Annotated in this window: 20 protein-coding genes; 7 read left to right on the top strand and 13 right to left on the bottom strand. The window is 71.3% G+C overall.

Annotation, left to right across the window (positions count from 1 at the left end):
• Positions 1–97 precede the first annotated feature (97 nt).
• The gene (locus tag BFF78_RS40720) at positions 98–1,327 is read left to right on the top strand and encodes an SGNH/GDSL hydrolase family protein (RefSeq protein ID WP_227026064.1); all 1,230 of its coding nucleotides are present in this window, start codon (positions 98–100) and stop codon (positions 1,325–1,327) included.
• Positions 1,328–1,472: 145 nt separating this feature from the next.
• Here BFF78_RS40720 and BFF78_RS40715 read toward each other — a convergent pair whose 3' ends face one another.
• Together BFF78_RS40715 and BFF78_RS40710 are read right to left on the bottom strand one after the other, a co-directional pair.
• The gene (locus tag BFF78_RS40715) at positions 1,473–2,255 is read right to left on the bottom strand and encodes a class I SAM-dependent methyltransferase (protein ID WP_069783058.1); all 783 of its coding nucleotides are present in this window, start codon (positions 2,253–2,255) and stop codon (positions 1,473–1,475) included.
• A 308-nt stretch (positions 2,256–2,563) separates the two neighbouring features.
• On the bottom strand, positions 2,564–3,493 hold the full coding sequence (locus BFF78_RS40710; protein WP_069783057.1) for a LysR family transcriptional regulator: 930 nt from the start codon (positions 3,491–3,493) through the stop codon (positions 2,564–2,566).
• Positions 3,494–3,604: 111 nt separating this feature from the next.
• On the opposite strand from BFF78_RS40710, the gene BFF78_RS40705 reads away from it, so the two are divergent.
• The 4 genes from BFF78_RS40705 to pyrF all read left to right on the top strand — a co-directional run bounded on the left by BFF78_RS40705 (position 3,605) and on the right by pyrF (position 8,553).
• Entirely contained in the window at positions 3,605–4,777 is a 1,173-nt protein-coding gene (locus BFF78_RS40705; RefSeq protein ID WP_069783056.1) for an NAD(P)/FAD-dependent oxidoreductase, read from the top strand.
• A gap of 46 nt (positions 4,778–4,823) precedes the next feature.
• Positions 4,824–6,221 carry a 2-oxoadipate dioxygenase/decarboxylase gene (gene hglS, locus BFF78_RS40700; protein WP_069783055.1) on the top strand — a complete coding sequence of 466 codons (1,398 nt, stop codon included), beginning with the start codon at positions 4,824–4,826 and terminating at the stop codon, positions 6,219–6,221.
• A gap of 23 nt (positions 6,222–6,244) precedes the next feature.
• Positions 6,245–7,774: an L-piperidine-6-carboxylate dehydrogenase gene (amaB, locus tag BFF78_RS40695; RefSeq protein WP_069783054.1), complete on the top strand. Its 1,530-nt coding sequence runs from the start codon at positions 6,245–6,247 to the stop codon at positions 7,772–7,774.
• A gap of 68 nt (positions 7,775–7,842) precedes the next feature.
• Positions 7,843–8,553, top strand: a complete 711-nt coding sequence (pyrF, locus tag BFF78_RS40690; RefSeq protein ID WP_069783053.1) for an orotidine-5'-phosphate decarboxylase — start codon at positions 7,843–7,845, stop codon at positions 8,551–8,553.
• Between the two features lie 178 nt (positions 8,554–8,731).
• On the opposite strand, the gene BFF78_RS40685 is transcribed toward pyrF, so the two are convergent.
• The gene (locus tag BFF78_RS40685) at positions 8,732–10,114 is read right to left on the bottom strand and encodes an L-serine ammonia-lyase (protein ID WP_069783052.1); all 1,383 of its coding nucleotides are present in this window, start codon (positions 10,112–10,114) and stop codon (positions 8,732–8,734) included.
• Between the two features lie 141 nt (positions 10,115–10,255).
• A complete protein-coding gene (locus tag BFF78_RS40680; RefSeq protein ID WP_069783051.1) occupies positions 10,256–11,440 on the bottom strand; it encodes an NAD(P)/FAD-dependent oxidoreductase in 1,185 nt (394 codons plus the stop codon).
• Positions 11,441–11,761: 321 nt separating this feature from the next.
• On the opposite strand from BFF78_RS40680, the gene purU reads away from it, so the two are divergent.
• Positions 11,762–12,634, top strand: a complete 873-nt coding sequence (gene purU / locus BFF78_RS40675; RefSeq protein WP_069783050.1) for a formyltetrahydrofolate deformylase — start codon at positions 11,762–11,764, stop codon at positions 12,632–12,634.
• A gap of 123 nt (positions 12,635–12,757) precedes the next feature.
• Positions 12,758–13,555, top strand: coding sequence for an IclR family transcriptional regulator (locus tag BFF78_RS40670; RefSeq protein ID WP_069783049.1), 798 nt, complete (start codon positions 12,758–12,760; stop codon positions 13,553–13,555).
• Positions 13,556–13,616: 61 nt separating this feature from the next.
• On the opposite strand, the gene folP is transcribed toward BFF78_RS40670, so the two are convergent.
• The 9 genes from folP to BFF78_RS40625 form a co-directional block, all read right to left on the bottom strand.
• Positions 13,617–14,456, bottom strand: a complete 840-nt coding sequence (gene folP, locus BFF78_RS40665; RefSeq protein WP_069783048.1) for a dihydropteroate synthase — start codon at positions 14,454–14,456, stop codon at positions 13,617–13,619.
• Positions 14,457–14,628: 172 nt separating this feature from the next.
• Entirely contained in the window at positions 14,629–15,006 is a 378-nt protein-coding gene (locus tag BFF78_RS40660) for a bifunctional 3-phenylpropionate/cinnamic acid dioxygenase ferredoxin subunit (protein ID WP_069783047.1), read from the bottom strand.
• A gap of 179 nt (positions 15,007–15,185) precedes the next feature.
• Entirely contained in the window at positions 15,186–15,788 is a 603-nt protein-coding gene (locus BFF78_RS40655; RefSeq protein WP_069783046.1) for a sarcosine oxidase subunit gamma, read from the bottom strand.
• Positions 15,781–19,041: a sarcosine oxidase subunit alpha family protein gene (locus tag BFF78_RS40650; RefSeq protein WP_069783045.1), complete on the bottom strand. Its 3,261-nt coding sequence runs from the start codon at positions 19,039–19,041 to the stop codon at positions 15,781–15,783. The genes BFF78_RS40655 and BFF78_RS40650 overlap by 8 nt, the downstream gene beginning before the upstream one ends.
• An 11-nt stretch (positions 19,042–19,052) precedes the next feature.
• The gene (locus tag BFF78_RS40645) at positions 19,053–20,285 is read right to left on the bottom strand and encodes a sarcosine oxidase subunit beta family protein (protein WP_069783044.1); all 1,233 of its coding nucleotides are present in this window, start codon (positions 20,283–20,285) and stop codon (positions 19,053–19,055) included.
• Positions 20,282–21,565, bottom strand: coding sequence for a serine hydroxymethyltransferase (gene glyA / locus BFF78_RS40640; RefSeq protein WP_069783043.1), 1,284 nt, complete (start codon positions 21,563–21,565; stop codon positions 20,282–20,284). Before glyA ends, BFF78_RS40645 begins: the two co-directional genes overlap by 4 nt.
• Positions 21,562–22,422 carry a bifunctional methylenetetrahydrofolate dehydrogenase/methenyltetrahydrofolate cyclohydrolase gene (locus BFF78_RS40635; RefSeq protein WP_069783042.1) on the bottom strand — a complete coding sequence of 287 codons (861 nt, stop codon included), beginning with the start codon at positions 22,420–22,422 and terminating at the stop codon, positions 21,562–21,564. The genes glyA and BFF78_RS40635 overlap by 4 nt, the downstream gene beginning before the upstream one ends.
• Positions 22,423–22,444: 22 nt before the next feature.
• Positions 22,445–24,883 (bottom strand): GcvT family protein, encoded by a 2,439-nt coding sequence (locus BFF78_RS40630; protein ID WP_069783041.1) that lies wholly within the window; start codon positions 24,881–24,883, stop codon positions 22,445–22,447.
• Positions 24,884–25,090: 207 nt separating this feature from the next.
• Positions 25,091–26,056 carry an ABC transporter substrate-binding protein gene (locus BFF78_RS40625; RefSeq protein WP_069783040.1) on the bottom strand — a complete coding sequence of 322 codons (966 nt, stop codon included), beginning with the start codon at positions 26,054–26,056 and terminating at the stop codon, positions 25,091–25,093.
• Position 26,057: the final 1 nt, after the last annotated feature.

The following is a 26,057-nucleotide window of genomic DNA, read 5'->3' as shown; positions in this document are numbered from 1 at the left end:
GATCGGCAGGCGTGACCAACTCCCCAGAGCGGAGGGATCGACAATGTCCCCGGAAAAGAGAAGAACGGCAACGGGTCACAGACCGAACGGCAGAGTCGTGCGGTCCGTGTGCGGCGCGCTGACCGGCCTGGCCCTGGCGGTCGTACCGTTGAGCACCGCGCACGCGGCAAGCGCCGCCACATCCTCGCCGCAAGGCAAGGGCACCCGGGTCGGCGCCTGGTCGCCCAGCATGACGACCGGCGGCCCGTCCCTGGCCAACCAGACCGTCCGGATGGTGGTGCACAGCAGCGTCGCGGGTTCGGGCGCCCGCATCACCCTGTCCAACCGGTACAGCTCCGCCGCGCTCGAAGTCAGCGCCGTGGACGTGGCCGTACAGGCGAGCGGCGGCGAGGCGACGCGCGGCACCACGCGTAACGTCACCTTCCGACAGGCCCGCACCGTCACGATCACCGCCGGCGAAGAGGCGGTCAGCGACGTCGTCCCGATCTCGGTCAGGGCCGGGGAGAACCTGCTCGTCAGCCTCTACGTCCCGGGTATGACGGGCATGTCGACCTGGCACTCGGACGCGTTCGACACCACCTACATCGCCTCCGGCAACCACACCGGTGACGACAGCGCCGCCGCGTTCGGCACCAGGACGACCTCCTGGTACTACCTGGCGGGGCTGGACGTCGTGTCAGCGACCGCGAGGGGCACCGTCGTCGCCTTCGGCGACTCCATCACCGACGGCTACCACTCCTCGACCGGCACCTACTCCCGGTGGCCCGACTTCCTCGGACGCCGGCTGGGCGCCAGGCCGGGCCCGCAGAAGCTGAGCGTCGTCGACGCGGGCATCGGTGGCAACCGGGTCCTCACCGACGCACCGAACCTGTGGCAGGGAGTCAGCGCGCTGAAGCGCTTCGGACACGACGCGCTCGGCCAGGCGGGTGTCAAGGATGTGATCCTCTTCGAAGGCATCAACGACATCGGCAACAACGCCGGTCCCGACGGCCGGCCGCTGACCGCCCGGGATCTCATCGACGGCTACCGCACCCTGATCGCCGAGGCACATGCCGCGCACGTCGACGTCATCGGCGCGACCCTGATGCCCGACCAGGGCAGCGGCTACTACACGCCTGCCGCCGAGACGATCCGGCGGAAGGTCAACCAGTGGATCCGTACCAGCGGCGCCTTCGACGGCGTGATCGACTTCGACCGGACCATGCGTGACCCCGCCCACCCGGCCGCCCTCAAACCGGCCTACGACTGCGGCGACCACCTCCACCCCGACGACGAGGGCATGAAGGCCATGGCCGCCGCGATCGACCTGCGCCTGCTGCGCACCTGACACACACCGGCCCACCGTGCGCCGGCTCCGGGGCTGGTGCCCCGCCACCAGCCCCGAGAACAGTGAGCGGCTGGTCCCCGGCCAGGCGTCACGGGCGTTGCGACACCCCCAGCTCGATGAGACAGCGCTTGGTCACTCCGCCGCCCTACCGCCGGTCGATCAGGGCCGCGATGCACTCCAACAGCCCGTTTCCGGCGGCTTCCGGGAGAGCTCGGTGGCCGGAGTAGGTTCGCAGGAGGTCGAGATAGCCGGAGGTGGTGTACGTGAGGTCCTGCTCGTAGCGGCGGAAGACCGTGGGGCCGAAGCGGCCGCTGCGCGCCACCTCCTCCGCGTGGTCCGAGCCGTCGACGGCGCCGGCCACGGGAAGCCGCAGCCCGGGCGGGGTCTCCGGGTCGAAGCGCTCGTAACAGCGCTGGACCTCGACGAAGAACTCCTCGGTGCCGCCCCGCACATGCTGCGTGCGCACCACGGCGAGCGCGCCACCGGGACGCAACGCGTCGGCGGCCTTGGCCATGCGCACCGCCGGGTCGATCCAGTGGAACGCCGTCGCCGAGACGACCGCGTCGAACGGCTCCTTGGGCAGCGGCCAGCTCTCGAACTCCGCCGTCACCACCTCCACCGCCGTGGCCCTGGCCAGGTTACGGCGGGCGACCGCGGCCATGTGCGGTCCGGCCTCGACGGCCGTGATCCGGCAGCCTCCTCCGGCCAGTGGCACCGTCGCCTGGCCGGTCCCGCAACCGACCTCCAGTACGCGGCTGCCGGAGCGGACGCCCGCGAGTTCCGCGAGGTCGTCGTACAGCTGCTCGGGATATCCGGGCCTGGCCGCGTCGTAAAGCTCCGCGTCTTCGTCGAACGTCCGGCTCAGCCGCACCCGCCGGGACTCCTCGGGACTGTCGTCGCGCTCAGCGTGCGCGAGGTGGTCGGACATGCGGAGCAGCCTAGCGATGCCCGCCCGCGCAACCGTTCCGACGTGCATGCCTTCGCGTTGGCCTCTCCCATGCCCTTATGGCCCCATGGCCCGAAGTCATCCGATGACACGAACCGCCCGCGCCAGGGAGTGACGGGGCGCGTCCTCGTAGCAGGTCAAGGACCAGCCCGCCGACCGCAAAGCCCGCCGCCGGAAGCTTCCCAGCGGATCCGGTGGTCGTACTGCCAGGCCATCTTCCCGGGCGCGGCGGGCGCGCTCGTGGGCGTCGAAGGCCTGGGACTTCGAAACCCTGGCGGCGCCGGCCCGGGCTACGTCCTGGCGCCGGTGCGGCTCCGGGTCGGGCGGTGGTCCGCGGAGGTGCGCAGGACGTCGACCAGGGCGGCCACCGTCGGCCGGTGCTCGGCGAAGGAGCGGCAGACCACGACGATGTGACGCTCGATCACCTCGTGCAGGTCCAGGACGTCGATGCGGGACGGACGCAGCCGGAGCATCAGATCCGTCACCACACTGACCCCGACACCGGCCTCGACCAGGGCGAGGGTGGCGGCCGTGTCCGTCACTTCGTGCAGGACCTGCGGTTCGAAACCGGCTCGACGGCAGGCGGTGAGCACCGCGCGGCCGTAGTAACTGCCGGCCGAGGGCAGGATCCATCCCCGTTCCCTGGTGTCGGCGAGTGATGTCTTCCGCCGGCCGGGCATGGCTCCGGCCGGGACCGCGAGCGAGAAGCGTTCCCTGGACAGCTCCGTCACCCGCAGGGACGGGTCGCGCGGGATGGGAACGTCCGGGTAGTCCAGGCCGAGCGCCAGGTCCACGGTTCCGCCGGCGACCGCGTCGTACACCTCGTCCACGTCCATGTCCCGGCTGCGCACGGTCACACCCGGATGCCTCTCGCGCACCTGCCGCAGGGCCGGTGGGAGGATCTCGGCGGCGGCCGTGGCGAAGAGCCCGACCCGCAGGGTTCCGGATATCTCGTTCCGGGTGCGCTCCAGCGCTTCGACGGCCTCGGCTTCCGTCATGAGGATGCGCTCGGCGTGCAGCGCCAGGGTCGCGCCCGCGTCGGTGAGTTCCACGCGACGTCCCACGCGCCGTAGCAGTTGCATGCCGGTGGCCTTCTCCAGTGCGGCGATCTGCTGCGAAACCCCGCCTGGCGTGTATCCCAGGGCTTCCGCGACCGCGGTGATGGTGCCGCGCCTGGTCAGTTCCACCAGGGAGCGCAGCTGCGCACTCGTCCAGTCCACGGTACGACCATATAGCGGTCCTGAAAGTTCCAATGCACCGACTGTTGATGGACGTCAGCGGTCGGCTTGCTGCACGATGACGCAGAGACCGGCCCGGGAAGGGAGTGGCCCTTGTCCTCCTCCGTCTTCCGTACCGTTCCGGCCACCGCCGATGTCGTGATCATCGGTGGCGGTGTCATGGGGGCGAGCACCGCGTTCCACCTGGCCGAGGCCGGGGTGGCGGACATCGTCGTCGTCGAGCGTGGCGAGCTCGGCTGCGGCAGCTCCGGCAAACCGATCGGCGGCGTACGCGCCCAGTTCTCCGATCCGCTCAACATCGAGCTTGGCAGCCGCAGCCTGCGCGCCTATCAGGAATTCCCCCGACGGCCCGGCGCCGGCATCGGGCTCGACATCGTCGGCTACCTCTTCCTTCTCGACAGCGAGCGGCAGGCCGGCGACTTCGCGGCCGGAGTCGAGCTCCAGAACGGCCTCGGGGTGCCGAGCCGCATGATCGGTCCGGACGAGGCCCAGCGCCTGTGCCCCTACATCAGGACCGATGGACTCGTGGCCGCCGCGTACTCCCCCACCGACGGGCACGCCCGCCCCGGACTGGTCGTCCAGGGATATGCGCAGGCCGCGGCCCGGGCCGGCGTCACGCTCGCCACCCACACCACCGTCCTGGGCATCGACACGGCAGGGAACCGCGTCGCCGCCGTGCGCACCAGCCATGGCCGTATCGCGTGCTCCACCGTGATCTGCACGGCCGGGGCCTGGTCGGCAAGGATCGGCGACATGGTCGGCGTCAGCCTCCCGGTGCGGCCGGTCAAAAGGCAGCTGGCGTTCACGGTGCCACTCACGCCGCCCGCCCCGCACATCCCGTTCACCATCGACTTCTCCTCCACCGCCTACTTCCACAACAGCGACGACGGCCTGCTGTTCGGGCTGGCCGACCCCGGGCAGGAGGAGGGCTTCGACACCACCTGGAGCCCGCAATGGCTGGAGCTGTTCCGCACCGTCGTCCGCCACCGCGCCCCGGCCCTGGCGGGCATGCGGACCGGCGGCGGATGGGCGGGCCTGTACGAGGTCACCCCCGACCACAACGCGCTGATCGGCCGTGCCGGCGAACTGTCCAACTTCCTTTACGCCACCGGGTTTTCGGGCCACGGCTTCCTCCAGGCGCCCGCGGTCGGCGAGGTCGTACGCGATCTGTGTCTGGAGCGTGAGCCGTTCACCGACATATCTCCGCTCAGCGCCGACCGTTTCCACCGCGGCACGCGCATCCGCCCCGAAGCCCATGTGGTGTGAGGAGCGATGGCTCCCTCGATGTGCACCCCGATCGAAAGGCCGAACCATGTCGGCGATCAGTCAGTGGCAGCTGCGGGCCGCCTTCGCGGAGCGGCTGTCGCGGATGTACGGGCAGGAGGTTCCCGCCTACACCACGCTCGTGGACGTCTCGCGCGAGGTCAACGAGGACGTGCTGCGCGCGCAGGGAGCGGATGCCGAACGCCTCGGCTCCATCGGCCGGGTGACGGCCGAGCGGCACGGAGCCATCCGTGTCGGCACGCCGCGCGAAATGCACCAGGTCGCCCGCGTCTTCGCCGCCTTCGGCATGCACCCGGTCGGGTTCTACGACCTACGGGAGGCGGCGGCCAGCGCCGTCCCCGTCGTCTCGACGGCGTTCCGGCCGGTCGACGGCGCGGAACTGGCACGCAACCCCTTCCGGGTGTTCACCTCCATGCTCACCGTGGCCGACCCCCGTTTCTTCGACGCCGGCCTGCGCTCGCGCCTGGAGACCTTCCTCGCGGGCCGCGAACTCTTTCCCCCCGAGCTGCTCGCGCTGGCCGACCGCGCCGCCGCCGACGGGGAGCTGCCCGAGGAGCAGGCCGAACGCCTCCTCCATCTGGCCGTCCGGGCATTCGAGTTGTCCCCCGAGCCCGTCGACAAGGCCTGGTACGAGACGCTGGAGCGGATCTCCGCCGTCGCCGCGGACATCGGCGGTGTGCGCAGCACACACATCAACCACCTCACTCCGCGTGTCCTGGACATCGACGAGCTGTACCGGCGCATGACCCGGCGCGGCATCGAGATGATCGACACCATCCAGGGGCCGCCGGCCTGGAAGGGCCCCGACGTCCTGCTGCGGCAGACCTCCTTCCGGGCTCTGGCCGAACCTCGCGCGATGCGCACCCCGGACGGCGGTGTCGTCAGCGGTGCCCTGCGGGTGCGCTTCGGTGAGGTCGAGGCCCGCGGCATCGCTCTCACCCGCCGGGGACGCGCCCTGTACGACGGCCTTCTCGGCCGCGTCGACGAGCAGGCGGCCCAGAACCCCTCGGAAGCCCGCGGTGACATCGCGCGTGCCGTGTGGGAGCGGCACATGCCCGGCAGCGAACAGGAGCTCGCCGCCGAGGGACTGGCCTACTTCACCTACCGGCTCAGCCCCGACCGGCCCCGCGACGGCGGCCGGCCGCCCGCCGACATCGTCGAACTGGTGCGGCAGAACTGGGTGGTGGCCGAACCCCTCGTCTACGAGGACTTCCTGCCCCGCTCCGCCGCGGGCATCTTCCAGTCCAACCTCAGCGGCGAGGGTACCCGCGACAACGAGCAGCAGGGCACCGCTTACGACACCGCCTGGCTCTCCGGCGCCATCGACCGCGAGGTCCTGGACCCCTTCGCCCTTTACGAGCGGCAGCAGAACACCTCCGTCGCCGGGATCGCCCGCGCACTCGGCCTCACCGGCACTCTCGGCTGACTCTCACACCCCCGAGGATCACCATGACCAGCACCGCACTGCCCACCACGGACGACCTGCGGGCCCACGCCCGTGACGCCTTGAGGAACATCGGCGTCGACGTGGTCGAGGGCGACGGCCTCCACGCCCGCACACCCCTCACCGGCGAGCACCTCTTCGGCCTCAGGTCCGCCACGGACGCCGACACCGAACAGGCCCTCGCAGCCTCCCGTACGGCCTTCCTGACCTGGCGCACCACGCCCGCGCCACGCCGCGGTGAACTCGTACGCCGCCTCGGCGAGTTGCTGCGCGAGCACAAGGGCGACCTGGCCGACCTCGTCACCATCGAGGCGGGCAAGATCCGCTCCGAGGCGCTCGGCGAGATCCAGGAGATGATCGACATCTGCGACTTCGCCGTAGGCCTGTCCCGCCAGCTCTACGGCCGTACGATCGCCTCCGAACGCCCCGGCCACCGCCTGGCCGAGACCTGGCACCCCCTCGGCGCGGTCGGCGTCATCTCCGCCTTCAACTTCCCCGCCGCCGTATGGTCCTGGAACACCGCCGTCGCCCTCGTCTGCGGCGACACCGTGATCTGGAAGCCCTCGGAACTCACCCCGCTGATCTCCCTGGCCTGCCACCACCTGCTCACCCGCGCCGCCGACGAGGTCGGCGCCCCCCGAGACGTGCACCGCCTGCTCCTCGGTGGCCGCGCGGTCGGCGAGACGCTCGTCGACGACCCCCGCGTCGCCCTCGTCAGTGCCACCGGCTCCACCCGCATGGGCCGCGAGGTCGGCCCCCGCGTCGCCGCGCGCTTCGGCCGCAGCCTGCTGGAACTCGGCGGCAACAACGCCGCGATCGTGACGCCTTCCGCCGACCTGGACCTCGCCGTCCCGGCCATCGTCTTCGCCGCGGCCGGCACCGCGGGCCAGCGCTGCACCACCCTGCGCCGCCTCATCGTCCACCGCGACATCGCCGACACCCTCATCGAGCGGCTGACCACGGCCTACACCAAGCTGCCCATCGGCAACCCGTTCGACGACACCACGCTGGTCGGCCCGCTCATCTCCACCACGGCTCTCGACGCCATGCGGGGCGCCCTCGCCCGCGTCCAGGCCCAGGGCGGCAAGATCCTGGCCGGCGGAAACCGGCGCCTGGCCGAGGCGGCACCCGCGGCGGCGTACACCGAGCCGGTTCTCGTCCGCGTCGACGAACAGAGCGACGTCGTACGGGAGGAGACCTTCGCACCGATCCTGTACGTCGTCACCTACGACACCCTCGACGAGGCGATCGCGCTGCACAACGACGTCCCCCAGGGCCTGTCGTCCAGCATCTTCACCCGCGACCAGCAGGAGGCGGAGATCTTCCTGTCCGCCGCCGGCTCCGACTGCGGCATCGCCAACGTCAACATCGGCACGTCCGGAGCCGAGATCGGCGGCGCCTTCGGAGGCGAGAAGGACACCGGCGGCGGCCGGGAGGCCGGCTCGGACGCCTGGAAGTCCTACATGCGCTCGGCCACCAACACCATCAACTACTCCGGCGAACTCAATCTGGCCCAGGGCGTCAGCTTCCTCTGATGAGGCAAGCGGCGAGGTGCGGATCCCGGGAACGATCAACGGTTCGTGGCGGCGCGCACAATGGCGGCATGAATGCGAACAACCAGATCATCGTCGCCCTGGACTGCGACAGCCGTGCCGCCGCCGAGGACATCGTCGACCGGCTGGGCGACGAGTGCCGTCTCTACAAGGTCGGCCTGGAGCTCCTCACCGTGGCCGGCCCTGACTTCGTCAAGCTCCTTGTTGCGCGGGGCAAGGAGGTCTTCCTGGACCTCAAGCTGTTCGAGATCCCCAACTCGGTCGCCGGTGCCGTCCGGGCCGCGGGGGCTCTCGGCGTCTCCATGGTGACGGTGCACGGCATGGGCGGTCTGGGCATCATGACCGCCGCCGTCGATGCCGCCCGCGCCTTCCCCGGGCTGCGGATCCTCGCCCTGACCGTGGTCACCAGCATGACCGATGGGGACCTTGCCGACATCGGCGTCAGCGGCTCGACCGAGGAGCAGGTGGTCAGGCTGGCCCGTCTGGCGGGCAAGGCCGGCTGTCATGGTGTGGTCGCCTCGCCTCGGGAGGTCGCGGCCTTGCGCAGCGCACTGGGCGCCGACGCCCTGATCGTCACGCCGGGGGTCACGCTGCCCGGTGACGGCTCTCCGGGCGAGCATGCCCGCGCCGGCACGCCGCGTGCGGCCGTCGTCGCGGGCGCCTCGCATGTCGTCGTGGGGCGAACCGTCACACGCGCCGCGGACCCGGCGGCCACCTTCCGCCTCGTCCGCACCAGCCTCACTGCGGGGTGCTGGTCATAGCGGGACTCGGGGTCCGGCTGAGGCTTGCGTAGCAGGGCCGTCGGCGAAGCCGTACAGGGCCCGCGCGTAGTCCGCCGGGTCTGCCCCCGTACGAGAATGCCGCTCATCGGGTGTCGTTGGGACCGGAGTTGGCCGGCTGCGCCCCCTTTTCCGCTGCCTCTTGCGCCGCGTCCGCTGCTCAGCACTCGATGACGTTGACGGCGAGTCCGCCGCGGGCGGTCTCCTTGTACTTGACCTTCATGTCGGCGCCGGTCTCCTTCATGGTCTTGATGACCTTGTCGAGGGAGACGTGGTGGCGGCCGTCGCCGCGCCGGGCCATCCGAGCGGCGGTCACGGCCTTGACCGCGGCCATGCCGTTGCGCTCGATGCACGGGATCTGGACCAGGCCGCCGACCGGGTCGCAGGTCAGGCCGAGGTTGTGCTCCATGCCGATCTCGGCGGCGTTCTCCACCTGCTCCGGGCTGCCGCCGAGGACCTCGGCGAGGCCGCCCGCGGCCATCGAGCAGGCCGAGCCGACCTCGCCCTGGCAGCCGACCTCGGCGCCGGAGATGGAGGCGTTCTCCTTGAAGAGCATGCCGACGGCGCCCGCGGCGAGGAGGAAGCGGACGATGCCGTCCTCGTCCGCGCCGGGGACGAAGTCGAGGTAGTAGTGCAGGACCGCCGGGATGATGCCGGCCGCGCCGTTCGTCGGCGCGGTCACGACCCGGCCGCCGGCGGCGTTCTCCTCGTTCACCGCCATGGCGTAGAGGGTCACCCACTCCATCGCCCGGCTCGCCGGATCGCCCTCGCTGCGCAGCGCCCGGGCCGCCGCCGCGGCACGCCGGCGGACCTTCAGCCCGCCGGGGAGGATGCCCTCGCGGGACAGGCCGCGCGAGACACAGCCTTCCATCACCCGCCAGATCTCCAGCAGACCGGCGCGGATCTCCTCCTCGGTACGCCAGGCCTTCTCGTTCTCCAGCATCAGCGCGGAGATGGACAGGCCGGTCTCGCGGGCGAGTCGCAGCAGTTCGTCGCCGGTGCGGAACGGGTGGGCCACCTCGGTGTCGTCGAGTGTGATCCGGTCGGCCCCCACGGCGTCCTCGTCGACCACGAAGCCACCGCCGACCGAGTAGTACGTCTTCTCCAGCAGCGGCACACCGTCGGCGTCGTACGCGAACAGCGTCATGCCGTTGGCGTGGTACGGCAGTGCGCGCCGGCGGTGCAGGATCAGCTGGGTCGAGGCGTCGAAGTCGATCTCGTGGGCGGGGCCGATCTCGGCACCGAGGAGGCGGATACGCCCGGTGCCACGGATCCGCTCCACGTCCAGGTCGGCCTGGGTGGCGTCGACCGTGTGCGGTTCGTTGCCCTCCAGGCCGAGCAGGACGGCCTTGGGGGTGCCGTGGCCGTGGCCGGTGGCGCCGAGGGAGCCGAACAGCTCCGCTCGCACCGCGGAGGTCTGGGCCAGCACGCCGTCCCTCTTCAGCCGGGCGGCGAACATCGCGGCCGCGCGCATCGGGCCGACCGTGTGCGAGCTGGACGGGCCGATGCCGATGGAGAACAGGTCGAAGACGCTGATTGCCACGCCGTACTCCGTGGGACGGGCGGAGCGTGCCGGGCATGTGCCGGGCACACCCCTGGGGGAGGGATCTCGGTTACAGGTCTGGGTGGAGAGGGTGCTTGTGCCTCGGCGACGTGCGGGGCCGTCGACGGACAGGGCGCGGGCTCATGAGGCGGCGCCGGCGGTTACGGCGGCGGGGGTGAGGGTGCGGCGGAGTCGGTTGAACAGCTTCGGCTGGTTCAGGGAGAGCACCGCGACCGGGGTGTCCTCGCGCCGGTAGACGGCGGTGAAGGAACGGCTGTCGAGGTCGCCGTCGACGACCTGGGGCACGGCGCCGGGAGCGACATGCCCGGCGAGCTGGATGCGCACCTGGTACTGGTCGGACCAGAAGTACGGCGCGGTGACCGGGGCGGGGACCGACACACCCGAGAGCAGTGTGCGGGCGGCGGTCGTCGCCTGCTGCGTGGCGTTGCTCCAGTGCTCGATGCGCGCGTGCCGCCCGGTGAACGGGTGGGGGCAGCGGGCGACGTCTCCGACGGCGACCACGCCCGGGACGCCGGTGGCGCAGCCGGCGTCACACACCACGCCGTCGTCCACCTCGACGCCGGAACCGGCGAGCCAGTCGGTGGCGGGCCGCACGCCCACCCCGACGACCACGACGTCGGCCGGCAGCACCCGCCCGTCCGCCAGTCGCACTCCGGTGACCCGGCCGTCGCCGAGGAGTCCCGCCACGCCCATGCCGCACAGCAGACCAACCCCGTGGTCGCTGTGCAGCGAGGAGCACACCAGCCCCATCTCGCGCCCCAGTTGGCGCTCCAGTGGTACGTCGAGCGCCTCGACGACGGTGACGTGGAGCCCGAGCCGGTGGGCGGTGGACGCCACCTCGGCGCCGATGAAACCGGCGCCGATGACGACGATCCGGGGCAGGCCGTTCAGCAGCTCGGCGCGCAGGGCCTGGGCGTCGTCCAGGGTGCGCAGGGTGTGGACGCCGGCCAGCCCGTCCGCGCCGGGGAGTGTCCGGGGAGTGGCACCGGTGGCGATGACGACGCCTTGGGTGCGCAGGCGGCGTCCTCCGGCCAGGGTCACCGAGCGGTCGGCGGGGTCGAGCCGTACCGCTCGCTCGCCGAGCAGCCACCGCACGTCCAGGTCCTGGTATTCGCCCGCGTCACCGAGCGCGAGAGCGTCGGCGTCGAGGTCGCCCTTGAGGAAGTCCTTGGACAACGGGGGGCGGTCGTAAGGGAGGTGACGCTCTTCTCCTACGACCACGATGCCGCCGTCGTAGCCCTCCGCGCGCAGTGCGCGGACCGTGCTCAGTCCCGCCAGCGACGCTCCGACGACGGTGATGGTCATGGGGAACCTCCGGGTAGCGGATGCTCGGCAGGGGCGGGAAGATCGGACGTTGTCTCAGATAGCACAACAATGCTCGCTATGCGCAACATGCTTTCGTTGCGCCGGAGGGTTGTCAAGAGACGAACACGCATCGGTTCCAAACAGCGCACAGCGTTGCGCTTCACGGAACGCCAGCTGACGCCGACCCGGAGACGCCGAACCGTTGCGCATGGCGCGGCTTCTCGCACAACAGAGAACAAGCCTCTTGACCGGCCGCCGTTCGCACCGGACGATGTTGCGCATCACTCTCATCGTTGCGTACTGCGCACTACGGAGGATGTCATGTCTTCTCGCCCGCAGCCCGGCCGCGAGTTCGTCCTCACCCTCTCCTGCCCCGACCGGGCCGGCCTCGTCCACGCCGTCACCAGCTTTCTCGTGAACCACTCGGGCAACATCCTCGAGAGCCAGCAGTTCGACGACCGCCTCCAGGACCGCTTCTTCATGCGGATGCACTTCGAGGTCTCCGCCCCGGCTACGCCCCTTGAGCAGCTGCGCACCGACTTCGGCCCGGTCGCCGAGGCGTACCGGATCACCTGGCAGCTGCACGACGTCACGACCCCGACCCGCACCCTGATCATGGTGTCGAAGTTCGGCCACTGCCTGAACGACCTGCTCTTCCGCCAGTCCACGGGCTCGCTCAACATCGAGATCCCGGCGATCGTCTCCAACCACCGCGACTTCGAACCGCTGGCCCGGAACTACGGCATCCCCTTCCACCACATCCCGGTCACCCAGCAGACCAAGGCCGAGGCGGAGGCCCGGCTGCTGGAGCTCGTCGCCGAGCTCGACGTAGACCTGGTGGTGCTGGCCCGCTACATGCAGATCCTCTCCGACGACCTGTGCAAGCGGCTCGACGGCCGGGCCATCAACATCCACCACTCGTTCCTGCCGAGCTTCAAGGGCGCCCGGCCGTATGTGCAGGCGCACCGGCGCGGCGTCAAGCTCGTCGGAGCCACCGCGCACTACGTCACGCCCGACCTCGACGAGGGCCCGATCATCGAGCAGGACGTCGTCCGCGTGAACCACTCCCACACCCCGGACGAGCTGGTCACCATGGGCCGCGACGTCGAGGCCCGGGTCCTGTCGCGCGCCGTGCAGTGGCACAGCGAGAGCCGCGTGCTGGCCAACGGCAACTGCACGGTCGTCTTCCGCTGACGGCACCGATCGCGCGGCCCGCGAGAACACCGGCGACGACGGCTCCCCTCCCCGGGGAGCCGTCGTATACCCTCCCTCTGCGAACCACGGGGCTCAGCGGCCGGTATTGCGTATAGTTGCGCTATGAGCAACTACACCGCAGATGGCGAAACAACAGCTCCGGCGGTGAGCGGGGTGCAGTCCGTCGACCGTGCCGTCAGCGTCCTGGAGATCCTCGCCCAGCGCGGGGAGGCGGGTGTCAGCGAGGTCGCCGCCGAGATCGACGTCCACAAGTCGACCGCGTTCCGTCTGCTCGGGGCACTGGAAGCGCGCGGTCTGGTGGAGCAGGCGGCCGATCGCGGCAAGTACCGGCTCGGGTTCGGCATCGTGCGCCTGGCCGGCGCGGTCACGGGCCGCCTCGACATCACGCAGCAGGGCCGTGAGGTCTGCGAGCGGCTCAGCGAGGAGATCGGCGAGACCGTCAACATCGCCGTGCTGCAGGAGCATTACGCCGTCAACCTGTACCAGGTGCGCGGCCCGGGCGCCGTCGGCACCCACAACTGGGTCGGGCAGCTCACCCCGGTGCACGCCACGTCCAGCGGCAAGATCCTGCTCGCGCACCTGCCGGAGAAGGAGCGCGCCGAGGTCCTCGCGGCCTCGGGGCTGCTCAAGCTCACCCCGCACACCCTGACCGCGAGGTCGAAGCTGGAGAAGAACCTCGCCGAGGCGCGGGAACGCGGGTACGCGGTGACGATGGAGGAGCTGGAGATCGGACTGCACGCCATGGCGGCCCCGATCCGCTCCCACCACGGAGGGGTCGTCGCCGCCCTCAGCGCGTCCGGCCCCGCCTACCGCTTCACCGAGGAGCGCATCCACGAACTGGCACCCCTGCTGCTCAAGGGTGCGCAGGAGATCAGCCACCGGATGGGTTACCTGGGCTGAGTTCCGCACTGGTGGCCTCGGGGAAGCGGGCCGAGAAGGCCGAAGTGACGCGGAACCGCCGTCACGCGCCGAGGTGTTGCAGAGGCCGCGGTGCCGGGGCCGCCGCCTCGGCGCCCCAGCGGGCCGTCACCCGTACCGCGTCGCGGGTGGAGGCCACGTCGTGCACGCGCAGGCACCAGACGCCCTGCGCCGCGGCCAGGACCGATACGGCGGTGGTCGCGGCGTCCCGTAGCGGCGCCGGGCGTGGTTGTCCCGTCGTCGGATCGGCCAGCAGCCGGCCCAGGAAGGACTTGCGCGACGCGCCCACGAGAACGGGGCGGCCCAGCGCGCGGACCTCCCCCAGCCGGGCCAGCAGGTCCCAGTTGTGCTCGGGCGCTTTCGCGAAGCCCAGTCCCGGGTCGATGATCAGGCATCCGGGCGGGATTCCCGCCTGCAGCGCGGCATCGATCCTCAGGCGCAGTTCGTCGACCACGTCGGTGACGACGTCGTCGTAGTGGGCGTTCGCCTGCATGCCGGCGGAGTGGCCGCGCCAGTGCATCAGCACGTACGGCGTCTTCGCCCGTGCCATGAGCGGCAGCATCTCCGGGTCGGCGAGACCGCCCGAGACGTCGTTCACCATCCGTGCACCGGCGTCGAGGGCGCGGGCGGCGACCTCGGCCCGCATGGTGTCGACGCTGACGACCGCGCCCGCCGCCGCGAGTTCCCGGACGACGGGCAGGACGCGCCGCAGCTCCTCGTCGGCCGGCGGTCGCGTCGCGCCGGGGCGGGTCGACTCGCCGCCCACGTCCACGATGTCGGCACCCTGTGCCAGCAAGGCGAGTCCGTGCGCCACGGCAGCCTCCGGGGCGAACGACCGTCCGCCGTCGGAGAACGAGTCCGGCGTGACGTTCACCACGCCCATGACCAGCGTCCGGCCGGGCCGTGGAAGTCCGCAGGGATCAACTTCCGGTGTCCCAGGACGCGTTGACGCAGTGGCGTGGTCGGTGGCGTTCACCGGCACCCCGTCCACCCTGCCGCTGTCACGGCCGGCCGCCGGCGCCGGTTCACGCCGAGCGCGGCGACCGCCACGGTCCTCACGCGCCGCCTCCGGCGGCCGCGACGCCTCCGAGCCGGGCGGCCACGCAGGAGGGCGGAAGGTTCGGCGGGGCCTCGGAGAGCTCGACGTGGATCATGCCGTTCTCCACGACGACCCGGTGGGTGCGCACGGGGCGACGGGCCGGGGGTGCGTCCACGCTGCCGGTGCGCAGATCGAACTTGGAAGCGTGCAGGGGGCATTCGACCTCGCACCCCTCCAGCCAGCCATCGGCCAGCGAGGCGTCCTGGTGGGTGCAGGTGTCGTCGATCGCGTAGACCTCGCCGTCCTCGGTGTGGAACACGGCGACGGGTGGGTCGTTCTCGAGCCGGAACGCCTCGCCCCGGGGCAGATCGGCGAGAGGGCACACGGGAATCATCGGACCACCTCGGTGCATATTATGAAACCGAATGCGCTTAGCGCAACGACAGTGTGAGGTTGGGCCCCACCGTTGTCAAGAAGTCGCCGGGATGCGCCGGGTAGGCAACGGCGGTGCCGGGCCGACCGTCCGCGCCGGCCCGGCACCGCCGGGTCATTTCCGCCGCCCTGCCGGGCCGCTCACCGGTATTCGACGGCCGCGTCCAGCAGCCAGTCCGCCAGATAGCCGGCGAAGGAGGAGCGCACCAGCACCCAGAAACCGGCCCTGGACTCGTCGCGGGCCACCAGGACGACCTGGGTGCGGGCCAGTGTCGTCTGGGCGCAGCGGCCGGGGCCGAAGGCGCGCGGGTGCAGGTCCAGTGCGCAGCCGTGCGCCAGCAGGTCGCGGGCACGGGGTCCGCCGACCAGGAGGGTGGTGCGCTGGGCGGAGACGTCGGTGACGGAGACCGGTTCGTCTCCCGCCGCCGAGCGGATCCGGCCCTCCAGGTCCCGCTCGGTTCCGGGCCGGCCCACCACCAGCCATTCGTCGGGGCCCAGCCACACCACGGTCACGTCCCCCGCGTGCACGACGGTGTTGGGTTCCAGCGGAAGTTGGAGTCCCAGGGCCAGTCCGACGGCGTCCGCCGCCGGGCCCTTGGCGTCGAGGCGGACGTTCACCTGGGCCAGGAAGGGGAGTTCGGCAAGGCGGATCGCGCCCCGGGAGGAGCGCGTCGCGGCGGCCAGGCGGTGGGCGGCGTCGGCCAGGTGGCTGCGCTGCCATGCGGTCGGGGCGGTGTCAGCCATCGCGGCGGGCTCCCTCGGGGTCGTAGAGGACGGGACCGGCGACGGTCACCGGGACCAGCCGGTCGCCGACGGGCGCGTAGAGGCGTTCGCCGATGCGGTCCCGGCCGCCCTTGATCAGGGCGAGCGCGAAGGTCCGGCCGAGCGCCGCACTGCGGTAGCTGGAGGTGACATGGCCGAGCATCGGCACCGGCGGGGCGGGCAGTTCACGGTCGGCGACCAGGTGCGTGCCCTCCGGGAGGAAGACGGCCGGGTCCTCGGTGAGGAGCCCGACGAGGTGCTTGCGGTCGGGGCGGACGGTGTCGGCGCGGGCGTAGGAGCGTTTGCCGACGAAGTCCGGCTTCTTCTTCGACACCACCCAGCTCATGCCGAGGTCCTGCGGAGTGACCGTGCCGTCGGTGTCCTGGCCGACGATCGGGTACCCCTTCTCGGCGCGCAGGACGTGCATGGTCTCGGTGCCGTACGGGGTGATGCCGTACGGGGCACCGGCCTCGTACAGCGCCTCCCACAGCGCGAGGGCGTCCCACGGTGACACGTTGATCTCATAGGCGAGTTCGCCGGAGAAGCTGATCCGGCACACGCGCGCGTCGATGCCGGCGACGGTCGTCTCCCGCCACGCCATGAACGGGAAGTCCTCGTTGCTCACGGCGAGTTGGGGCGCGATCGAGCCGAGTACGGCGCGGGAGCGCGGGCCGACCAGGGCCACCGTGGCCCACTGCTCGGTGACCGAGGTGCAGTGGACCCTTAGTTCCGGCCACTCGGTCTGGAGCCACTCCTCCATCCAGTCCAGCACGGCCGCCGCGTTGCCGGTCGTGGTGGTGACCAGGAAGCGGTCCGGGGCGAGCCGGATGACCGTGCCGTCGTCGAAGACCATGCCGTCCGGGCGGCACATCACGCCGTAGCGGATCATGCCGGTCTTCAGGGTGCTCATCATGTTGGTGTAGAGCCGGTCGAGGAAGAGCGCGGCGTCCGGGCCCTGCACGTCGATCTTGCCGAGGGTGGAGGCGTCCATGAAGGCCACGCCCTCGCGGGCGGCGCGGCACTCGCGCAGCACGGCGGTCTCCATGTCCTCGCCGTCCTGCGGGTAGTACCAGGGCCGCTTCCACTGGCCGACGTTCTCGAACAGCGCGCCGTGCGCCACATGCCACTGGTGCAGGGCGGTCGTGCGGACCGGATCGCTCAGCGCGCCGCGGTCGCGCCCCGCGAGGGCCGCGAAGGAGACCGGGGTGTACGGCGGCCGGAAGGTGGGCAGGCCGAGCGCCGAGATGTCCACGCCGAGGAGTTCGGCGACGACCCCGCTCGCCAGCACGCCGCCCGTCCTGCCCTGGTCGCCCCCGGTGCCGGCGGTGGTGTAGCGCTTGGTGTGCTCCACCGAGCGCAGGCCCGCGCCGGTCGCCCGGGCCAGGTCGGCCACGGTGACGTCGCGCTGGAGGTCCACGAACCGTGGGGCGCCGGTGTCGGTGGGGATGGTGAAGACCTGCATGGGCGGCGTGTGCGGCTGGGCGGCCACGGCCGGGAGGACAGGCGCCTCGGCGGTGTAACCCTCCGCCTCGACCGCGCGGGCGCCGGCTGCCGCGCCCTGGGTGAGAACCGTGGCCAGGTCGAAGGCGCCGTTGGCGCTGCCCGCGACCTCCACCGCCTGACGGACGCTGCCGGGCACGAACGTGCCGAGTGCCTCGTCGTGGCGGAGCTTGCCGCCCGCCTGGCTGAACAGGTGCGCGACCGGGTTCCAGCCGCCGGAGACCAGCAGCAGGTCGACGGCGAACTCCCGCTGTCCGGCGGACTTCCCGTACGGCGCGACGGTCACGGCGGTGAGGCGGGCCCCGCCCTCCGTACCGGTGACCGCGTGCCCGGCGAGCACCTCGATCCCGGCGGACCGGGCGCGCTCGGCCCACTCCCCCGGCTCGGGCCGGGTGTCGACGATCGCGGCGATGTGCACGCCCGCCGCGGCCAGGTCGAGCGCGGCGGCGTAGGCGCTGTCGTTGGTGGTGAACACGACCGCGTGCCGGCCGGGCAGCACCGCGTACCGGTGGAGGTACGTCCGGGCCGAGGAAGCCAGCATCACGCCGGGCCGGTCGTTGTCGCCGAAGGCCAGCGAGCGCTCGTGGGCGCCGGTGGCGAGTACGACGTGGCGGGCGCGGATCCGCCAGACCCGCTCGCGGGAGACGTTCGCCGGGGCGTCGGCGCCGAGGTGGTTGGTGCGGCGCTCGACGGCGAGGAGGTGGTTGTCGTCGTAGTGGCCGAAGACGGTGGTGCGGCGCAGGACGCGCACCTCGGGGGCCGCTTCGAGCCGTGTGCGCGTCGCCTCGACCCAGTCGAGGTGCTCGCCGGTGCCGAGCAGGCTGCCGCCGGGTTCCGGCTGGTCGTCGGCGAGGATGACGCGTGCGCCGCTGTGCGCTGCCGCCGCCGCTGCGGCGAGGCCGGCCGGGCCCGCGCCGACGATCAGCACGTCGCAGTGGGCGTGTACGGCGTCGTAGCGGGCGGGGTCGGGCTCGGTGGCGAGGCGTCCCTGGCCCGGGAGGCTGCTTGCCACCAGGCCGTCGTAGAGCTCGACGGTCGTGGCGGGGAGCATCGGCTCGGGGAAGGGGGCCTCGATCTGGACGACCGCGTTGGGTTCCTCGACGCCGGCCGAGAAGATGCCTCGGGGGCGGCCCAGCGTGATGCTGGTGGCGGCCTGGACGACGCCGTTGGCGAGGAGGGCGGAGGCGAGGGTGTCGCCGCGGTATCCCTGGTATTCGGTGCCGTCGAAGGTGAAGGTGAGGGGGGCGTCGCGGTCGATCCGGCCGCCGGTGCGGGTGCGGAATGTCGCGCCCCAGCCGCCCCTGCCCGTCCCGTCCTGAAGGGGCTCTGTCCCTTCGACCCCGCTGGGGGGCTCCGCCCTCTGGACCTCCGCCGGCCCTGAAGGGGCCTTGTCCTCGAACTCCTCCAGACGGGCCGATGATGGTGCCGACCGTGGCTGAGATGTGACCGCAGGTCGCTCCGCCGTCTCCGGACGCGCCTCCCCCACCTTGTAGACGGCGAGGATCTCGTTCGTCGCCGTGTTGCGCACCGCGTTGAACCACCTGCGGCAGCCCGCCGCATGGCTCCACCTCTCGGCGAACGGGCCCTTGGGGTTGTCACGGAAGAACAGGTACCGCGCCCACTCCTCGTCGGTGAGGGCGGCGGGGTCCTCGGGGTAGGGCACATGGGCCTGGCCGCCGTAGTGGAACTCGGCCTCGTCGCGGGGCCCGCACCACGGGCAGGGGATGAGCAGCATGGTTCGGCTCCCTAGTGGGCCACCGCGGCCGCGCCGTGCTCGTCGACGAGCGCGCCGGTGGTGAAACGGTCGAGCGAGAAGGGGGCGTTGAGGGCGTGGGGGGTGTCGTGGGCGATGGTGTGGGCGTAGACCCAGCCGACACCCGGGGTGGCCTTGAAACCGCCTGTACCCCAGCCGCAGTTGAGGTAGAGGTCGTCGACCGGGGTGAGGCCGACGATGGGCGAGGCGTCGGGGCTGACGTCGACGATGCCGCCCCAGGTGCGCAGCACATGGGCGCGGGCGAAGACCGGGAACAGTTCCAGGGCGGCGGACATCTGGTCCTCGATGATGTGGAACGCGCCGCGCTGGGTGTAGGAGTTGTACGCGTCGATGCCCGCGCCCATGACCAGTTCGCCCTTGTGCGCCTGGCTGACGTACACATGGACCGCGTTGGACATCACCACCGTCGGGTGGACCGGCTCCAGGAGTTCGGAGACCAGGGCCTGCAACGGGTGGCTCTGGAGCGGGAGTTCGATGCCCGCCATGGCGGCGAGGACCGAGGTGTGGCCGGCCGAGCACAGGGCCACCTTGCCCGCGGCGATCGGGCCCAGGCTCGTCTGCACGCCGACCACCCGGCCGCCGGCCACGTCCAGGCCGGTGACCTCGCAGTTCTGGATGATGTCGATGCCGGCCGCGTCGGCGGAGCGGGCGAAGCCCCAGGCCACGTAGTCGTGCTTGGCGATGCCGGCGCGCGGCTGGTAGGTGCCGCCGAGGACCGGGTAGCGCACGTCGGGTGAGGTGTTGACGATCGGGCAGACCTCTTTGACCTGCTCCGCGTCGAGCCATTCGGCGTCGACCCCGTTGAGCCGGTTGGCCTCGACCCGGCGCACGCTGTCGCGGACGTCCTGCAGGCTGTGGGCGAGGTTCAGCACACCGCGCTGGGAGAAGAGGATCGGGTAGTCGAGTTCCTCCTCCAGACCTTCCCAGAGCTTCAGCGCGTGCTCGTAGATGCCCGCGCTCTCGTCCCACAGGTAGTTGGAGCGGATGATCGTGGTGTTGCGGGCCATGTTGCCGCCCGCGAGCCAGCCCTTCTCCAGGACGGCGACGTTGGTGATGCCGTGGTTCTTCGCCAGGTAGTGGGCGGTGGCCAGTCCGTGGCCGCCGCCGCCCACGATCACCACGTCGTACGACGGCTTGGGGTCGGGGTTGCGCCAGAGCCAGTCGGGGTGGTCGGGGAGGTCGGCGCCGGGGGTGCGGGGGCTCATCGGGCGTCTCCGTCGTGCGAGAGGTGCGGGTAGAGCGGGTGCTTGGCGGCCAGCGCCTCGGTGCGGGCGCGCAGGGCGGCCACGTCCGGCTCGGGCTTCAGGGCCCGCGCGATCACGTCGGCGACTTCGGCGAAGTCCGCCTCGGTGAAGCCCCGGGTGGCCAGGGCGGGGGTGCCGATGCGCAGGCCGGAGGTGACCATGGGCGGGCGCGGGTCGAAGGGGACGGCGTTGCGGTTGACGGTGATGCCGATCCGGTGGAGGAGGTCTTCGGCCTGCCGGCCGTCCAGTGAGGAGTCCCGCAGGTCGACGAGGACGAGGTGGACGTCCGTGCCGCCCGTGAGCACCTTCACCCCGGCCTCGGCCGCGTCGGGCCGGGCGAGGCGTTCGGCGAGGATGCGGGCGCCGGCCAGGGTGCGGGCCTGGCGTTCGGCGAACTCGGGCGAGGCAGCGACCTTGAAGGACACGGCCTTGGCCGCGATGACGTGCTCCAGCGGGCCGCCCTGCATGCCCGGGAACACCGCGGAGTTGATCTTCTTGGCGAGGTCGGCGTCGTCGGTGAGGATGACTCCGCCGCGGGGACCGCCGAGGGTCTTGTGCGTGGTGGTGGTGACCACGTGCGCGTGCGGCACGGGGCTCGGGTGCAGTCCGGCGGCGACCAGGCCCGCGAAGTGCGCCATGTCGACCATGAGGAGGGCACCGACCTCGTCGGCGATACGGCGGAAGGCCGCGAAGTCGAGCTGCCTGGGATACGCCGACCAGCCCGCGATGATCATCTTGGGCCGGTGCTCCTTGGCGAGCCGCGCCACCTCGTCCATGTCCACGAGGTTGTCCGTCTCGCAGACGTGGTAGGGCACGACGTTCAGCATCTTGCCGCTGTAGTTGATGCGCATGCCGTGGGTGAGGTGGCCGCCGTGCGCGAGGTCGAGGCCGAGAATCGTGTCGCCGGGCTGGAGGAGGGCGAAGAACACGGCGGTGTTGGCCTGCGCGCCCGAGTGCGGCTGGACGTTGGCGTAGGCCGCCCCGAAGAGGGACTTGACCCGCTCGATGGCCAGGCGCTCGGTGACGTCGACGTGTTCGCAGCCGCCGTAGTAGCGGCGGCCGGGATAGCCCTCGGCGTACTTGTTGGTCGCGACCGAGCCCTGCGCCTCCATCACGGCGGTGGGCGCGAAGTTCTCGGAGGCGATCATCTCCAGCGTGGACTGCTGGCGGTGCAGCTCGGCGCGGAGCGCTTCGTGGACCTCGGGGTCCAGCTCCGCCAGGGGCGTGTTCAAGGCGTTCATAGGGCGGTCGCGTTCCTCTCGGCGGCCTCGACGACGTTGGCGAGCAGCATCGCCCGGGTCATGGGTCCCACTCCCCCGGGCATCGGGGCGAGCCATCCGGCGACCTCGGCGGCCTCCGGGTGGATGTCGCCGACGAGCCCGTGCTCGGTACGGGTGATGCCGACGTCCAGGACGGCCGCGCCGGGGCGCAGCATGTCCTTGGTGATCAGTCCGGGCGAGCCGGCCGCCGCGACGACGATGTCCGCTTCGCGTACGTGCCAGGCCAGGCCCTTGGTTCCGGTGTGGCACAGGGTGACGGTGGCGTTCTCGGACCTGCGGGTGAGCAGGAGCCCGATGGGCCGTCCGACCGTGATGCCCCGGCCGATGACGCACACCCGCGCTCCGGCGAGCGGGACCTCGTAGCGGCGGAGCAGTTCGACGATGCCGCGCGGGGTGCAGGGCAGCGGGGCGTCGACGCCGAGGACGAGCCGGCCGAGGTTGACCGGGTGCAGGCCGTCGGCGTCCTTGGCCGGGTCCATGCGGGCGAGGACGGCGCCCGCGTCCAGGTGGCGCGGCAGCGGGAGCTGGACGATGTAGCCGGTGCAGGCGGTGTCGGCGTTGAGTTCGTCGATGACGTCCTCGACCTGCCGCTGGGTGGCGTCGGCGGGCAGTTCGCGGCGCAGGGAGGCGATCCCGGCCTGCGCGCAGTCGCGGTGCTTGCCGGCGACGTAGGCGTGGCTGCCGGGGTCGTCGCCGACCAGGACGGTTCCGAGGCCGGGCGGCCGGCCGGCGGTGGCGGTCAACTTGGCGACGCGCTCGGCGAGTTCACTGCGGATCGCGGCGGCGGTCGCCTTGCCGTCGAGGAGTTGTGCGGTCACCGGCGGAGCTCCTTCCCCAGGGCTAGCCACGGAGGCGGGACATGGTCGGGTCGAACAACGGCTCCTCGGCCACCACCGCTTCCACGCGCTGGTCGAAGTAGCCGATGTGCACGGTCGTACCGGGCTCGGCCAGCTCCACCGGCAGCCAGGCGTAGGCGACGCCCTTGCCGATCGTGTAGCCGTACGCGGCGCTGGTGACGTAACCGACGGCACGGTCACCGTCGTACACCGGCTCCTTGCCCATCACGACGGCCCGCGGGTCGTCGATGGTGAGGCAGCTCAGCCTGCGCCGCACGTCCGTCTTGCGCCGCTCCAGCGCCGCCTTGCCGATGAAGTCGCCCTTGTCGAGCTTGACGGCGAAGCCGACGCCGGCCTCGTAGGGGTCGTGCTCGTAGGTCATGTCGGTGCCGAAGGAGCGGTAGCCCTTCTCCAGGCGGAGGCTGTTGAAGGCGCCGCGGCCGGCGATGATCCCGCCGAGCGGCTCGGCCGCCGCCCAGAGGGTGTCCCACAGCTTCTGCCCCTGGTCGGCGGTGGTGTACAGCTCCCACCCGAGCTCGCCGACGTACGACAGCCGCATCGCGGTGACCGGCACCGAGCCGATGTAGACGTGCTTGGCGCGGAAGTACTTCAGGCCCTCGTTGGAGAAGTCGGCGTCGGTCAGCGGCTGCAGCACCTCGCGGGCGAGTGGGCCCCACAGGCCGATGCAGCAGGTGCCGGCGGTGATGTCGCGGACCTGGACGCGGCCGTCGGCGGGGAGGTGGCGGGTGAACCAGTCGAGGTCCAGGTTGCCGTTGGCGCCCACCTGGAAGCGGTCACGGGCGAGGCGGGCGACGGTGATGTCACTGCGGATGCCGCCGTCGTGGTCCAGGAGCAGGGTGTATGTCACCGAGCCGACGGACTTGGCGACCTTGCCGGTGACCAGGCCCTCCAGGAAGTCGGCGGCTCCGGGGCCGCTGACCTCCAGGCGCTTGAGGGCCGTCATGTCGTACATCGCGACCTTCTCGCGGGTGACCTGGGCCTCGGCGCCGACGATGGGCGACCAGTAGCGGGCCGCCCAGTCATTGGGGGTGGGGATGTCGCGGCCCTCGACCAGCGCGGCGTTGGCCTCGTACCACTGGGGGCGCTCCCAGCCGTTCGCCTCCAGGAAGAACGCGCCGTGTTCCTGCTGGCGGGCGTGGAAGGGGCTGGTGCGGATCGGGCGCGGCTTCCCGGACGGCTGGAGGGGGTGGAGGATGTCGTAGACCTCGACGAAGTTCTGGCAGTCGCGGGCCAGGACGTACTCCGGGGAGAGCTGGTGCGGCTCGAAGCGGTTGACGTCGCACTCGTGCAGGTCGAAGGAGGAGCAGTGGCCGTCGACCAGCCATTCGGCGACGGCCCGGCCGACGCCCGCGGAGTGGGTGACCCAGACGGCCTCGGCGACCCAGAAGCCCTTGACGTCCGGGGACTGGCCGAGCAGCGGGTAGCCGTCGGTGGTGAAGGAGAACAGCCCGTTGATGCCCTCCTCGACCTTCGCTTCCCTGGTCGCCGGGAGCAGGGACTGAGTCTCGGTCCAGGCGGGCTCGAAGTCCTCCTCGGTGAACTTCAGGACCGAGGGCATCTCCTCGGCCTCGTCCACGGAGAGGATGTCGTCGGCGGAGACCGGCATGGGACGGTGGCCGTAGTAGCCGATGCCGAGGCCGTCGAAGCGGTCGCGGTAGTACAGGTCGGCGTCCTGGTGGCGCAGGATCGGGCGGACCGCCTCCTCGGTCTGGCCGGCGAGCGCGGGGACCGGGCCGGTCCAGGCGAGCTGGTGGGCGAGCGGGGTGAGCGGCAGGTTCATGCCGACCATGCGGGCGATCTTGGGACCCCAGATGCCGGCGCAGCACACGACGATGTCGGCGGGGAGCTCGCCCTGGTCGGTGACGACACCGGTGACGCGGCCGTCGCTCTGGCGGACGTCGAGGACTTCGTGCCGGGCGAGGAAGCGCACGCCGCGCTCGGTGGCCCGGCGGATCTGGGCCTCGACGGCGAGGACGGCCTTGGCGAGGCCGTCGGTGGGCACCAGGAGGCCGCCGAGGACCTTGTCGCGGTCGACCAGCGGGTGCTGCGCCACGCACTCGTCCGGGGTCAGCAGACGCGCCTCGATGCCCCAGGCGGTGATCCAGCCGTGGCGGCGGTGGAGTTCGGTGAGGCGCTCGGGGCTGGTGGCCACTTCGAGGCCGCCGACCTGGAGGAAGCAGGGCTTGCCGTCGACGTCGAGGGAGCAGAACTTCTCGACGGTGTACCGGGCCAGCTCCGTCATGGTCTTCGAGGGGTTGGTCTGGAAGACCAGGCCCGGGGCGTGCGAGCTGGAGCCCCCGGTGGCCGGGAGGGGGCCCTGGTCGACCACGGTCACGTCGGTCCAGCCGCGTGCGGAGATCTCGTCTGCCAGGGCCGCTCCCACGACGCCCGCTCCGATGATGACCACTCGGGGTCCCGCCATCGCCCAACCTCCGAACTTGAGACCGGTTCAGTTGCTTGTTGCGCAACGTGACTCAGGTTGCGCAACTCAATGTGCCTGTCGCCATGGAGGGTGTCAAGAGGTCGGTGACGTCGGAAAACGGCCCGAAACGCGGCAATGCCCGGCGGGCGGTGCGCACAGGTGCACACCGCCCGCCGGGCGTCACGACCGGCCTGTTCCCGACCCGTGCTATTTCAGCCAGGCGTCGACCTTGTCGCGGTGCGCGTCGACCCACTTCTTGGCCGCCGCGTCGTCCGACATCTTGTCCACGGCGATGTACTTGGCCACGGTGTTCTGGTCGTCGTTCGTCCAGTTGAACTTCTTCACCAGGTTGTAGGCGGGACCACCGGACTTGGCGAACCGGGCACTGACGATCTTGTCCAGGTCGTAGACGGGATAGTCACAGGCGACCTTCGCCGCGTCGGCGTCGCAGCCCTTGGTGTACGTGGGCAGGTTGACCTTCACGAGCGGCACTTCCGACATGAACCACTGCGGTTCGTAGAAGTAGCCGATCATCCACTGCTTGTTCTTCTCGGCGGTGCGGTACGCCTGGATGAGCGCCGTCTCACTGCCCGCGTACACCACCTTGAAGTTCAGCTTGAGGTTCTTCACCAGGGCGGCGTCGTTGGTGACGTACGACGGGTCGCCGTCGAGCAACTGGCCCTTGCCGCCCGACTCGGAGGTCTTGAATTTGTCGGCGTACTTGTTGAGGTTCTTCCAGTCGGTGATGTCCGGGTGGGCCTTGGCCAGCCACGGCGGCACGAACCAGCCGATAACGCCCTTGTTGCCCGTGGACCCCGCTTCGACGGCGGTCTTCTGCCCGGCGATGTACTTCGCCTTCAGATCGTCGTGGCCCCAGTTCTCCAGGACGGCGTCGACCTCACCGGTCCCGAAGCCCTGCCAGGCGATCTCCTCCTTCAGGTCCTTCTTGTTGACCGTGCAGCCGAGGTCGTGCTGCGCCACGTACGCGACGACCGCCGCGTCCGCCTCGTAGCCGACCCACGGATTGACGGCCAGGTTGAAGCTGCCGCATTTCCCGCCCGAGGACTTCGAGCCCGCGGAGCCGCTGTCGCCGACCTTCGCCCCCGAGCAGGCCGTGAGGGTGAGGCCGAGGACGGCCAGGCCGGCCGCGCCGGCTTGCCAGTGTCTTGCCATG

It is taken from the genome of Streptomyces fodineus, from assembly GCF_001735805.1.
Classification (GTDB): Bacteria; Actinomycetota; Actinomycetes; order Streptomycetales; family Streptomycetaceae; genus Streptomyces; species Streptomyces fodineus.
The sequence above is the reverse complement of the archived record's forward strand: the minus strand, read 5'-3'. Positions and strand labels throughout refer to the sequence as shown.